Origin of the sequence: Pedobacter flavus, assembly GCF_036324285.1 — a bacterium.
Classification (GTDB): domain Bacteria; phylum Bacteroidota; class Bacteroidia; order Sphingobacteriales; family Sphingobacteriaceae; genus Pedobacter; species Pedobacter flavus.
On sequence record NZ_JAZDQU010000002.1, the window covers coordinates 451317 to 465394 of the forward strand.

At 36.7% G+C, this 14078-nt stretch carries 11 protein-coding genes; all 11 read left to right on the plus strand.

Annotated elements, in window-relative coordinates; genetic code table 11:
* Nucleotide 1 precedes the first annotated feature (1 nt).
* The 11 genes from VRU49_RS07985 to VRU49_RS08035 all read left to right on the plus strand — a co-directional run bounded on the left by VRU49_RS07985 (nucleotide 2) and on the right by VRU49_RS08035 (nucleotide 14046).
* On the plus strand, nucleotides 2-634 hold the full coding sequence (locus VRU49_RS07985) for a hypothetical protein (protein ID WP_330146254.1): 633 nt from the start codon (nucleotides 2-4) through the stop codon (nucleotides 632-634).
* Complete coding sequence (locus tag VRU49_RS07990) at nucleotides 631-2541, plus strand: hypothetical protein (RefSeq protein ID WP_330146255.1); 1911 nt, start codon at nucleotides 631-633, stop codon at nucleotides 2539-2541. Before VRU49_RS07985 ends, VRU49_RS07990 begins: the two co-directional genes overlap by 4 nt.
* 377 nt (nucleotides 2542-2918) lie before the next feature.
* The gene (locus VRU49_RS07995) at nucleotides 2919-3917 is read left to right on the plus strand and encodes a hypothetical protein (protein WP_330146256.1); all 999 of its coding nucleotides are present in this window, start codon (nucleotides 2919-2921) and stop codon (nucleotides 3915-3917) included.
* Between the two features lie 44 nt (nucleotides 3918-3961).
* Nucleotides 3962-4867 carry a hypothetical protein gene (locus VRU49_RS08000; protein ID WP_330146257.1) on the plus strand — a complete coding sequence of 302 codons (906 nt, stop codon included), beginning with the start codon at nucleotides 3962-3964 and terminating at the stop codon, nucleotides 4865-4867.
* Nucleotides 4868-4887: 20 nt separating this feature from the next.
* Nucleotides 4888-5883, plus strand: a complete 996-nt coding sequence (locus VRU49_RS08005) for a hypothetical protein (RefSeq protein WP_330146258.1) — start codon at nucleotides 4888-4890, stop codon at nucleotides 5881-5883.
* A gap of 23 nt (nucleotides 5884-5906) precedes the next feature.
* On the plus strand, nucleotides 5907-8819 hold the full coding sequence (locus VRU49_RS08010; protein ID WP_330146259.1) for an RHS repeat domain-containing protein: 2913 nt from the start codon (nucleotides 5907-5909) through the stop codon (nucleotides 8817-8819).
* A 13-nt stretch (nucleotides 8820-8832) separates the two neighbouring features.
* Nucleotides 8833-9852, plus strand: coding sequence for a hypothetical protein (locus VRU49_RS08015; protein WP_330146260.1), 1020 nt, complete (start codon nucleotides 8833-8835; stop codon nucleotides 9850-9852).
* 14 nt (nucleotides 9853-9866) lie between these two features.
* Nucleotides 9867-10919, plus strand: a complete 1053-nt coding sequence (locus tag VRU49_RS08020; RefSeq protein WP_330146261.1) for a hypothetical protein — start codon at nucleotides 9867-9869, stop codon at nucleotides 10917-10919.
* A gap of 1 nt (nucleotide 10920) precedes the next feature.
* The gene (locus tag VRU49_RS08025; RefSeq protein WP_330146262.1) at nucleotides 10921-11265 is read left to right on the plus strand and encodes a hypothetical protein; all 345 of its coding nucleotides are present in this window, start codon (nucleotides 10921-10923) and stop codon (nucleotides 11263-11265) included.
* Between the two features lie 110 nt (nucleotides 11266-11375).
* Nucleotides 11376-13217, plus strand: a complete 1842-nt coding sequence (locus VRU49_RS08030) for a sensor histidine kinase (RefSeq protein WP_330146263.1) — start codon at nucleotides 11376-11378, stop codon at nucleotides 13215-13217.
* A 10-nt stretch (nucleotides 13218-13227) separates the two neighbouring features.
* Complete coding sequence (locus VRU49_RS08035) at nucleotides 13228-14046, plus strand: alpha/beta hydrolase (RefSeq protein WP_330146264.1); 819 nt, start codon at nucleotides 13228-13230, stop codon at nucleotides 14044-14046.
* The last annotated feature ends 32 nt before the right edge of the window (nucleotides 14047-14078 follow it).

The following is a 14078-nucleotide window of genomic DNA, read 5'->3' on the forward strand; positions in this document are numbered from 1 at the left end:
AATGAAACAATTCTTTTCTACCCTAACGCAACAGGCACAGCATTACCGTCAATGGGATTTTATCACTTTTACGGTGCTAACCTTATTGTCGGTATTGAGCGGACAGACCACCGTTTTTTACCTTATCTATTTCTTTTGGTGGAATGAGCTTGTACGCTTGTTCGTGGATAGGTTTTGCTACAAACGAAATCCAAATGCGGTATATGAAGACGGACACGCTACGGATTTTGGAAGCAGTTTGTTTCTGATGGGGATTTATTGGGTGTTTATTGTGGTCATCTTCGGTTTTATTGCGGGCACGGACAGTACGGAGATTATCATTGCCAATATGCGGGTTTTGGTATTTCATAACTGGTTTTTCAACCTCAACCTGATATTCGTATTGCTCGAACGCATCTATTTGCACAAAACCCGGCAACCGCTACAAATTTACTTCGGTGCTTTCAATCCCAATACCATTGTACTGCACATCTCTATCATCGTTGGCGGTGTCGTGATGTTCTTTGTCGTCAAAGAATATCCGAACATTTTCACGCCCGAAAACCGCTGGGGCTCGGCACTTATCGCCTTACCTTTTCTATTGCTGAAAATGTGTGTTGGCTATCTATCTAATGCTGAAAAACAATTAAAATGAATTACCTTTTCAAACAAATCGTTGCTTTTTTGAGTTTTATTATCGCTACACTTAGCTTTTCAAACCTTTATGCACAAGAAAATTATCGGTTAATAAAAAGCGATTATTTCTTATTTAATCGAGAGTTTCAGGAATATATCAAACTCCACAAACTACCACAAACAAGCGTTCAAGAAGGCGATTTCATACACACTGTAGTTCGCAATAAAAGCAATCAAATTTTACTGGATTTGTACACTTCCGATTTCAAAAAAAATGTAACAACATCAGATGAGTTAGGCACTTATTCTACCAGTGGATTTTCAGAACCCATCATTTCTCCGTATGCAGAAAAACCCTCAACAATTGTTTTGGGAGGAGGCGATTATTATGTTGGTTATTTGGAAGCGGGTAGCTATTATACAGGCGATGGTTTGATTTTTACTGGCTTTATGTTGCCCACTTTAAAAGAATTTGGCAATGGATCGGTATTGTTTATGGAAGACACCAAAAATAAAAAATGTGCTTGGACATTAATTGTAGATGGCAATATTGACTGGACTATTCCTGCCAATTACAGTGAAAAACCCGATGTAGAAAGATTGCATCAAGACTTTAATCGGGACTATAAAATTATTTCAGATTTACCACGAATAAAGTTACATCTCAAAGAAAAAGAAAATCCGGTTTCCAACGAGTTTATGAGCGAATTGGCGATGGTGAATATCCAACCCAAAAACAACACAAACTTTAGTGGTTACGGCTTGCTTATGAACCAAAAATCTAAAAATGCGGTGGCCGATGAAGTGCAGGTATTTGTGGGTCAATTTAAAAATAGTGTGTTGCATGGAATGGGTTATTATGCAACCGTTACCAACACATTTAAACCGACATCAGAAGGCAAATATCGAGAGATACAAATCACAGAACAAAGTGTACATGCGATGTTTGGTTATTTCAAACAAAACAGACTGTTGCAAGGCCGCACCATCAATGCGCAAAACCAGCCAAAAGATATTGACTTTTGGTCGGCTACAAATTATCCAGGCATTTTGTATTCCAAGTATGACAAAGGCAGAAAAATATTATTTCCAGAATCTCAATATCTGAGTGGAATGCCCGAAAAGGTTACTATTTATTTGCCATCTATAGATCGAGAATTTGTAGCCATAGTAGATAAATCAAAAGGTGTTTTGAGAATAAAAAGTGACTACAATACCGAAGATAAAATCCAACAATGGCAATATATTGATGGTAAAAAAGAACTCGTCTATTACCAAACCAAAAACAGTTATACCACCAATCAAAGTTGCCCGAAAGAAGTGAAGAAGCCGATTTATGGAACCAAGAAGGAAGCTTATGTAGCCTACAACGAATTTTCTCATATACGGCAAGTTACAAAAGGTGTTTATTACAACAGAGAGTACAATACTTCATCTATTACACCAGTGTACAAAACCAAAGAAGTAAGCTATTTTACAGGTCAATACAGTACAGAAACTTGCCCCTATTGCAATGGTACGGGAAAAGCACAACACTTCTTCAATGAAACGGTTTACAAACCCATTGACTTTGATTTGCCACAATCTGAAATATTGATGGTATTTGGATTGCACACACAAAATCTCTATTCCAAAGAGAATTATATGAGTGCAAAAACGCAAATGATTTTCAGCACTATTAATAAAAAACCTGATGAATTGAATCTTACTGTTCAAATGGTTGATGAATTAACACGCAATCAATTTGGAGAAAACGAACAAGCCAAAACCAATGCTTATGCGGATATAGTAGATGAATTGGTGTTTTTTGAAGAACCCGAAGCGGCTGCACTATTTTTACGTTATTTCGCTCCTGTACGTAGAGTATTGATTATAGACATTCTCAATCCTGAAGCTAAAAATTATTTAAAAAATACCAAATGGTAAAATAATATTCAGCAATAGTGTTTGTTTTACAACCTGATACCTAAATTCCACTTTATTTGTTGGCGTTGATAGCGTTCAAAGGTGTTTATTATCCACGCTTTTTTTTGTGCAGCTTGCACTTTCCCAAATACTTAAATTCGTTTCTATACACTTTTCTCTACCATTCAATTTCACATTACAATGGAAAAACGGTTTGTTTTCTTTACATCTTTTGCTACTTTACGGTTTTTTTTTCAAAACCACAAAGGCACAAAGAGCACAAAGGTTTTTCTCTGTGAACTCTGTGGCGTGGTGAGTTCTCTCAAAAAATGGTGCATATGCCCTATTGAACGACATCAGCCAAAACCTTTACTTTACACCATTAAAAGTATTGTACAATGAAATACAAAGTATTCACACACACCATTGACAAAACAAAAGCAAAAGTGCGTAAAGCAACAATCAAACATGCCGCAATAGTATTGCTTCTTTCCCTCGGCTTTACAGCCACCGCACAGGAAAGCACCGCACCCAAAGATTTCGATTTTCCCGAAAACACCGAAATGGCATTGGAAATTAAAGGCACTTACGATGCGGAAAAGCACACCTTTACCCAAACCAATGCAAAGGAGTACCGCTTCAACGGCAAGGGACAGCTCGTCCAGTTAAAAGAAATGTTTACCGCCAAAATTGGTAGCCAAGACACCTATCACTACGATGAGAAAGGAGAATTGGTAAAAGTAGATTACCTCGTTGGCACGGCGGAAGGTCCAATTTCCGGCTCATCAACCCACACCATCGAAAAGGAAAGCTACAAAACCACTTACATACGCAAAGACCAAAACGGCGATATGTTGCGAACCATCGCTTTTTTTAACGAAGCGGGAGAACTGCGAGGCAAAAGTTTTTACAATGCAAAGGGAGAGCGGGAAAAGCAAATCGAATACGACGGAACAAAAGCATACCGCACTAAGAAGTTCAAAGGCGATAAGCTCGTGTCGGATATTATCTATGAGAACAATAAACAGTACAAAATGGTAAAGAAGATTGAATTTACCGAACCCGGTAAAGTTCCGACTAAAGAACAGTTGACCTCATTCGACTACAATAAAAAAGGCGATGCCGAAAAAATGCAGGTACACTACGAAACCGAAGCAGGAAAGACACCCAAAGTAATGAATACCTACACGATGGAATATTTGTACGATGGCGATTTGTGGGTAGCTCGGATAGAATACAGACACGGTTATTACAAACCCAGCCCGACACTAAACATCACACTACGCAGTATCAAAACTTCGGATAAAATGTACACTGCCAAAGACGAAAAAGCCGTATTGGATTTTTGTAAGCAAGCCTATCAAAATTATTTGAACACCGAAAAAACAAACAAATGAAATACAAAGTATTCACGCACACCATTGGCAATATAAAAACAAAGATGCGTAAAACAGCAAAAAACATACTGACTATATTGGGTTGCGTAGTTGCCAACCTCGCCTTTTCCCAAAACTACATTCCGTACTATCCTGCCGATTGGGAATTTAAAAACAATGCAGATTTAGTAGACTTTTCGCAGGTAAAAAGTGTAACCACGAAATATCTGACTATTGACGAAAACGAGGAGTTTCCCGTTTATGAAACCTATCTTTCGTGGAACAATACCTATCAACTAAATGACTACCAGTTCGTCAATTACAACAACAGTTATGCCGACTTTGACGTACAGATAAATTACGCAAACCCCAACGGTAATGCTTTGAAATCGGTAAAAATTGTAAACCCCAATACCTTAAAACCATTAGAAGAATGGCAATATATCAACGGCTCATTTAATGTGGAGAAGATAAGCGTAAAACGCTACCTGCTGAATGTAGCCGAACCCGATGTTTTTGAGGTAAAATATGAGGGCAACGATGACGATTTTGTACAGGAAACTGTTTATACTCCACAAAACAAGATTAACAGCCAAACCAAATATTGGGAATATCGCAAAGATGACGGTAGTTACCAATTGGTCAAAAAACTGTATCTTGATAGTTTTCTTGACCAAACCGACAGCTTAATCTTCAACTCCGACAGAAAAAAAATAGCACATTATATTACCAACACCGGTATAACCACACAAACCCAATATCAATACAAACCCCGAAAAGTAGAAATTTTTGGAGACGAACACGATTATCAACAATTGGAACGCATCTTAAAAGATGGAAAAGATACCGAACGCTACGAATATGAGTACGATGCAAAGGGCAATTGGATAGTACGAAAAACCTACAAAATGAAAAACGGAAAATGGGAATATACCGATATAACGAGGCGTGAAATAGAATACAAGAACTAACTCTTTAAAACAGCAACAAAATGAAATACGCAGTATTCACGCACACTATTGACAATAAGAAAACAAAAGTGCGTAACTCAATCATCACTTTAATATTTCTTGCTGTTGGGCTTTCAGCTTCGGCACAGCACCTTACACCGCCTAAAACTTATTGGCAATCGTTTGGATATCAGAAGCAACCCGACCATTTACAAACCGTACATTACAAAAGCGATAGCTTGGGTTATGAGCCGACAACTGTTTTGGTAAAATCTTTTAATAAAGAAGGATTTATCATTCAGGATTATATAGAAGTATTGGGAAATTTTGCCAGTAAAACGGCTCATAATTATGTGTACAAAAATGGTGTTTTAGACAGTATCAATACCCTTACGACCAACAAAAATTTTAACAGTACCCAAAAACTGCATTATGATGCAAACGGAAAGTTGAGTAAAATTATTTCCAATGGAACATACACCAACTACGCCGACCATTTCACTTACGACCATAACGGATTGGTGCAAACCATTCAACGAAAATATGCCGATGAGCAAAGTACATTAACCGCTACTTTCAACCATCAAAAAAATTATGTAACCGAAGTAGATGCTTTGAAAAACGGAGAAAAAAAGACCCGGTATTTTGTATATGAAGGCGATGATTTGTTTGCAATGATTTCGGGTAAAAGCATTTATACCATTAGGTTTTACAACAATTTCCATCGATACAATTTTGAAATTGAAGTAGAAAAAGATGCCTTACAATATGCTTTAGATAAACGAAAATTGTACCAACAAGACGAAAAATATTTAGGGAAATTATTGGAAGAAAAAAACGGGAAAATAGTGTATGATATTCCTGCCGAAACAAAAAACGAAAATAAAGATGTGATAAGGCAATTAGAATTAGACAAATTGTATAAAACCACCAAACGAAGATTGATATTTAGCAAATATGTTTATGCAGACGGAACAACAAGCGGAAGCACCGAAATGGATTTGATTTTTGAAAGTAAAGTAAGAAAAATGAAGTAACAACCACCCAAAATATAAATATAATGAAAACAACAATCACACTTTTGCTTATACTGTTTACAAGCATTGCCACATTTGCCCAAAATATTGATTGGATAAATGCTCCGCTGAATCCGGTTCCGCAAGGTATGGATCTCAAATACCAACACCTGAAAGGAGATGTGATGCAAGGTAGCATTCTCAATTATTTCACACGAGATGGAAAATGGTTTTCTTATAGAGGAAATGAGAAGCTAAAAAAAGATGCACAAGGCAGAATCATTGAATATACAGATGAAAAGGGAACAGCACGTACTTACCAATACGACAGCAAAGGAAATTTGATAAACTCTTCTGGGAGCATTTACGAATACGACAACAAAAACCGACTGATAAAAGCAAATCACAAATACGAAACTTCGCAATACAGCTATAAAAATCAAGGCGATTTACTCATCATTACAGAATTGAATACATTTGACGGAAAAACATCCGAATTAGAACATCATTATAAAAACGGATTGAGGATTTTACAAAAATCAAGCGGAGGAACTTTAAAATACGAATATACGTTTGATGCTAAAGGCAACTGGGTTTCTATGACTACAATAGATGCAGCAACCAACAAAACATTGCTCAACCAATATACCGGTAAACCACTAAAACCTACGGTAAGAAATATCATTTATTATTCCGACTATGACAAAGGTTTAAGTGCTATTACGGTTCAATTAATAGATTTAACTGAAGGAAGAGTTGCCAATGCTCCATTGATACCTCATCCGTTTTTCAATGGTAAAGAATTAGAAAAACAAATGATAGCAAGATTGATTGATGATTATGTGTTTTACGAACCATTGGCAAAAACCTATTACATTGCCCGAAATGCTTTTCTGAAAACCAATAAAGTTGGGCAAAAAATTCCGGTAGAAATACTCATTTCTGGTGTAGAAAACATCCTTTTGTACAATGGAAAGTACATTGGCGTTGTAGAAAAAGGAAATAAAGGAGAAGATGAAAATGATTGGAAAACAATAAATTACACAGAAACATTGAGTAGTTTTGTTAGCGTCCATCAAAAAACGGGTAGTGCTTACGCTTTTGAGAATATACCTAAAATTTCAAATGGAAAAACAGTTGCCATTGTTGGGAAATCTATCCCTGATTTTTGGTATGCTACAATAAATAATAAAAATGGTATTTATGTTTTTAAAAATGGTTTGGCTTTAAACCTTAAAAGTATTTCGGGTTATCTGGCAAATTCAAAAACACAAGATTTAATTGTTGCCGTTGAAGGAGGAACAGAATACATATTACCTGATTATGAAAACTCGGTAGATAAAAAATTCTATAAAGCACGTTTGTTCAACCCTGCCACAGACAAAATCCAAACGCAAAAATCATCATCTTCTAATACCACACCAGCCACCACAAAAACAACAAGCTCAAATACTTCGGAGCAAACCACCGAAACCCGATATTATAACGGACGATATGATTACGACAATGGATTGAGTAGTAAAGAAGTCGTTTTACACAAAATAAACAGTTACATCAACATCAAAAATAAAGCCGGTGCTACGTTTTTGAAACTCGAAGAAAAGCAGGACTTTCTCTCCGGTACCTGGACTATTAAATCGTCACAAGGAAATATTGTCATAGCATTAGACTATTTAATTGGAGATAAGAGCTTAACCGTAAAGCTCAAATATCTTATGGTTGGTTCGCAGGTTATTTCTAAAAATCATCCAAAAGGAGAAATGAGAAATTTACACAATGTCGCAATCGAAAACTTCATTTTAGACCTTTTTAAATATTTAGAGATAAAAAACAATACCACTTCCAAGCAAACCACCACCACAACAGCAAGCTCAAATACTTTGGAGCAAACCACCGAAACCCGATATTATAACGGCAAATACACCAAAGAAACGGCTTTGCAAAAAGCCAATGACTTTTTCAACCGTACAAATGGAGAAAAAATAACTTTTACAAAAATGGAGAAAAAATCAGATTATCTATTTGTTGGTAACTGGATTATAAAAGGGGCAGATGAAAGTTTACAATCTAAAATAGAATACTCGTTTGAAGATGATGGTTTAAAGATAAAAATAAATGAAATCGTACTGAACGATAAATATGGTACATTAAAAATGGATAAAAACCATAAAGACGAAGCTGTAAGAAAAACGGCAGAAAATCTTTATACCTCTATAAACGATTTATATGTAAAAGCAGTTTTTGTTCATTTAGATATTAACAATAACACATTAAAAAAAACCACAAAAACAGGCTCAAATACGTCGGGACAAAGCATAGAAAAGGATTATTCAAAAGACAAGATAACGGCGTCTTATAATGAGAATTTAAGTTTATATGTTAGAAAGATAAACGATGCCACTGTCTATTTTTATCAGGATAATAGTAGAATAAACCAACCGATACATTACGAAATCATCGAGGACGGCAAAAACCTACGGCTCTTCACAACCTATACCAAAGATTATTACAGTGCTTTTTCTTTGAATGATATGTCAACTGACAAACTTTATCCTTTAACGCATAGAAATGGGGTGTTTTATCTGTATATCTATAAAAAAAACGGAACCTATTCATTTACTTATCAGGGAAAAGCGCTTCATTCGGCACAATATGAATTGTATATAAGCAAAGGAGATTATACTGTTGTAAAAGTTAAATCGGATAATACAATCTATTTGTTTAAGAGTGATTTGTCCAAAGCCGCTATCAGCAATAGTCAGGCAAAAGGAGTTTTAGTACATTTTGCAGATAAAAATCCAATTTTTGTTGAAGCCGGAAAACCAACCGAACCAACGAAATGGAAAATTGAAAAAGAAAATGACAAATACTATCTCATCAATAGTTCGGAAAATAAAAAACACGGCGTGACCGATTATGAAAAGAGTATCAACTGGGGAATTTATACCATAAACTAAAACCTTATCACAAATGAAAAACCTAATTTTTGTCTGTTTACTTTTCTTTTTGACAAATGCTTTTGCTCAATCCCTGCCCGACATCAGCTACCGGGAATATGGCTACAAAAAGCAGGTGAAAAAAGTAGAACAAATCTATTATAGTTTTGACGGCGAAAACGTAGAAAAGGTCGAACAACTAATCCGTATTTTCAATACCGATGGAAATGTGGAAAGCTACGAAAACCAAAGTTTTTTGGACAAAAGTTGGGCAAAATCCAAAAGTGCATACAAACAGGGGCGTTTGCATAAACAAGTTTGGACACACAGCAATCCGTACCTGAACAGGACTTATACTTACGTTTACGACAAGCAGAGCAGGATTTCCGAAGAAAAAATCCGTTTCAAGGACGGAAGCAAAAGCCATATCAAATTTCGCTACAAAGACAGTTTATTGACCGAAATAGAAGCCGATATAGACGGGACACAGTCCGTTACCGAGCGTTATTATTCTGCCAAAAACAAATTGTACAAAGAAATTCATCGGCAAAAGGTACCCAACGAAGCCGACATCGTAACCAACTATTTCTACCTCGAAAACATAGAAATACTGTCTTACGTAGAGCCAAAAAGCTATTTCTATGCAACAGCATATTTAATAGATGCGATGGGCCATCATTTCGGCGAAATCAAATTTAAGCTCATCGAAGACAGCACCGCACAAAATAAACTATTGAAAGGTATTTTGCGATTTGATAAAGAAGCACCAAATGACAATTTGCCATTTGATTTACAGGCCTATTCCGACCAAACTTTACAGGCATACAAGAAAAACCCAAAAGAACTGAAGCCTTACCGAATGGTGCTGTACTTACGGGACGAAAACAACAATATCTACGCCGAAGCTGAAGTAGATTTGCAAGCCAGAAAAATTGCCGGTATCGGTTTTTTCAAAACAGAATTTGCCGACGGAACGACCACCGGTACAACCGATTTCAGGCATAAAAAGCTACATATATTTGAAGCGATGCTGGAGCAAACCAAATTACCTTAAAAACACATACTGATATGAAAACGATAGTACATAAATTTTTAGTAACGGCACTTTTTCTGATTGCTGTTGCCACATCTCAAAAAGTGTTTGCCAATGCCGCACAACCCGGCATTTGGAATGCAGGTGGTACGGTCTTTACAATGCTCTATCCCGAAGATAGTCTTACGTTCAAAAAAGTGCAGATGGTAGAAGAAAAAATCTACATTCAACTGTACAAAGGTTATGCGGTGGTAAAAGGCGAATACATTTTCAAAAACACCACTTCCGAAATGCTCAATTTCAAAATGGGCTATCCCGTAAACGGAATTTATTCGGGTGGCGATGTGGATTTGAACCAGGTGCAAATAAACCAGCTCAATCAATTCAAAATAAAATCCAATGCAATTTGGTTGCCGTTAGACGAAGAACCCAATAGAGAATATGGAAAAATAAACAGTTTTAGCGATAACTGGAAAATATGGCAAATGGAATTCATGCCCAAAGAAACCAAAAACGTAGCAGTATATTTTATCGTCAATACCAATAATGGCATTGTCAGAAAAGGATATGAAAAGGAAAGCTACAATGCTTTTATTTACTTGCTCGAAAGCGGAAGCGTTTGGAAAAGTCCTATTGAAAAAGGAAATTTCTATGTTCAGCTAATGGACGGTTTACAAGAAAAAGACGTAAAAGGATTGTCAGATAATTTCGGTTTTCAATACAATGAAAGCGAACACATATTTTGGGGAAACAAAACAAATTTTTCCCCTACACCTAAAGACAATTTGATTGTAACGTATTCCAATCGAATAGAAAATTTTCAGTACGAAAACAGCATTGCCCAATCCGAAAACCTATTTACAAAGGTTGATAAATTAAGCAGTAAAAACCTTCAAAGCCTCAACTACACAACTGTATCATCAAAAAATCCTTACGAAGTTGAAAGAACATTTATTGGTAGCTTTCCAGGATTACTAACACTCTTTGTTATTTACGCACCGTTCATTATCGGAATTATTGTAGTAGCCATCATTATTTGGGCAATTGTAAAGTGGAGAAAGATTAAAAGAAAAAACAAAAGAATGTAGTATGATAGCTTTAGCCTTATTATTTTTCGTGATTATCGGTCTGCTGGCGGTCATTGTGTGGTTGTTGCAAAAATATTTTAAAATGTATAGCAATCTACACACCTCAGAGAGCAATCAGAAGACGGCAGCGTTGCAAAGCCATTTGTATTTGCAGAAAAACGAAATGGAAATCCTCCAAACGGATGAAGAAATCAACACGCTAATAAAAAAATGGCTGACCGAAATGGAAGAGAAATTTCCAACGGAACAACCACAGGAAGAACTGTCGGAAATGCTCATAGGAAACTTTAAAAAAGTGCTTCACTCCACATTAAACTTATTGAAAACAGAGCGGTATGAGCCATAGCCTTAAATTAATTTAATAAATTTACTGCATATTTTTCTGAATGTATTGGATAATATCATTCGGTTATACAACAGCATTTAGCTATTATGTTCAACTGTTTAACAACGAATATGACAAGATTTAAAACAATAATATATATACTGTGTATCGGACTATTTCCGATAAGTTCATTCGCACAAACCGCACCATTAGCGGACAGCATTGTACAATCCGTACAGCAAGAAAAGAATTACGACCAAAAGATAGCGATACTCCAAAAGAGCATCAAAGGGATTTACAATACAAAGTCTGATGAAACCCTAATACTTGCCCGCTTTGGTTACGACCTTGCCAATCAAAAAAACGACAAAGTAAATAGAGGTGATTTTTTGCGGATAATCGGTCTTTCACTGATGAAGAAAGGAAACATAGACAGTGCATCTGCTTATTATTACAAAGCCCTGAAAGAGTTAGAACCAACTAAGAACACAGAAAAATTAGGCTTGCTATATGATGATATGGCACGGATGTATCGCAAGTTGAAACAATCCGAAAGGTCGTTGGAATTTTACGACAAAGCCCTAAAACTATATGAAGCCGAAAATAATTTGGAGGGCATCGCCCGTATCAACAATGAAAGCGGTGCGGTTTTTCGGGACGATTTTGCCGATTACAAAACCGCCAACGAACGTTTTGAAAAATCTTTGCGTATCCAACGACAACGGAATGACAGCGTGGGAATTGGCTATGCTTTGGAGTTTTTGGGATATAACCAACTGCTCATCAAAGACTATAAAAAATCGGAAAGTTATCTGATGGAAGCGTTGGCTATTCGTGAAAAATTGAAAGATGATTTTGCCACAATGTTGAATTATACCGCATTGGGAGAATATTATAACCAGACAAAGCAACCTCTAAAATCCAACGCATACTTTGAGAAAAGCAATGCTTTAGCCGAAAAAATAAAGTACCCCGATATTCAGAAATACAATTACGAAAACATAATGCACAATTATGAGATTTTGGGTGATTATGAAAAGGCATACCAAAGCCTCAAAGCGTTCAACGTATTGAACGATAGTCTGTACAATACCAAAAGGCTGAAAGATGTAGAAGAAATCAGCACCAAATATGAAACCGCCGAAAAAGAAAAACAAATTGCTGAAAAAGAACTTGCTCTTAAAAATCGTAATCAATGGATTTTCGGATTAGTTGCATTGGCCGTCATCATTGGACTGATAGGTTTTTTGCTGTACAAACAACAAGCACTTAAAAACGTCAAACAGCAGAAAGATAACGAACTAAAATTAGCATTGGAAAAAATAGAAAGCCAAAACAAATTACAGGAACAACGGCTGTCTATCTCAAGGGATTTACACGACAATATCGGTGCACAGCTATCGTTTATCGTTTCCGCTATCGACACCATCAAATATTATGTTGCCGATAAAAACGAGCAACTGACAGGTAGGTTAAGCAATGTCGGTGTTTTTGCCAAAGAAACCATTCAGGAACTTCGGGACACCATTTGGGCAATGAACAAGTCGGGCATTACCATCAAAGACCTGCAAAGCCGTATTGCCAACTTTATCGAAAAAGCCAAACATTCCTATCCCAACATTCGTATTTCGTTGATAACGGACAAAAATATTACGGATGATACAGTATTCACAGGATTGCAGGGGCTGAATATTTTCCGCATTGTACAGGAAGCCACCAACAATGCCCTGAAATATGCCCAAGCCGAACAGATAGAAATACGGATAAGCAAAGAAGACGACAATATCCATTTCCAGATAACAGACAACGGTAAAGGCTTCGTAGAAAAAGACGTGGAGGCAGGCAACGGACTGTTGAATATGCGGAAACGGGCTTCGGAGCTGGGCGATGAATTAGCGTTAAGTTCCTCAGCAGGTAGTGGAACGAGTGTGTCGTTCGGAGTAAAGAATAACGAACAATTATATTCAGCATAAATCAGAAATTATGAAAGTGATCTACCCAATCGTATTTTTTATACTTGTAACATTTACAAGTTGTTCCAATGTTTCTCGACCGAGCGACCCTATTCCCCAACACGAAACCTTTACGATCCAATCCAAGCAATTAGGAGAAGACAGAGTGATTAACGTGTGGACACCCGAAGATTATAAAACTGCTATGGACACTTTGCCTGTAATGTATATGGCAGACGGTGGCATAAAAGAAGACTTTCCACACATAGCAAATTCACTTTCCGAGCTTATAAAAGCTCAAAAAATCCAGCCAATTATTTTAGTCGGAATTGAAAATACACAACGAAGAAGAGATTTGACAGGTTTTACCGAAGTGGCAAAAGACAAGGAAATCGCTCCCATTGTAGGCGGTTCGGAAAAATTCAGGGCATTTATAAAAGATGAACTCATTCCCGCAATCAATAAAAGATACCGGACAACCGATAAAAGAAGCATTATCGGCGAGTCCGCATCTGGGCTTTTTGTAATGGAAACGTTTTTCCTTACGCCCGAAATGTTTGACAATTATATCGCATTCGACCCATCGCTGTGGTGGAACAATCATTATTTGGTAAGAACGGCAAAGGAGCATTTGGCAAAATTCCCGACAGATGAAAAACGGCTGTGGTTTGCAGGCTCAAACGCAACAGATATTTCGCCTTACACCAAGGAATTAGCCAACATTTTTGAAACCCAAAATATCCCAATGCTGAAATGGAACTATTCGGACGAATCCAAAGAAGAACATACAACAATTTTCAGAGCTACGAAAGAAAAGGCAATAGTTTGGACATTGGGCAAGCAGGAGTAAAACTATGGTATGGAAATGGCGAAAAAGACAAC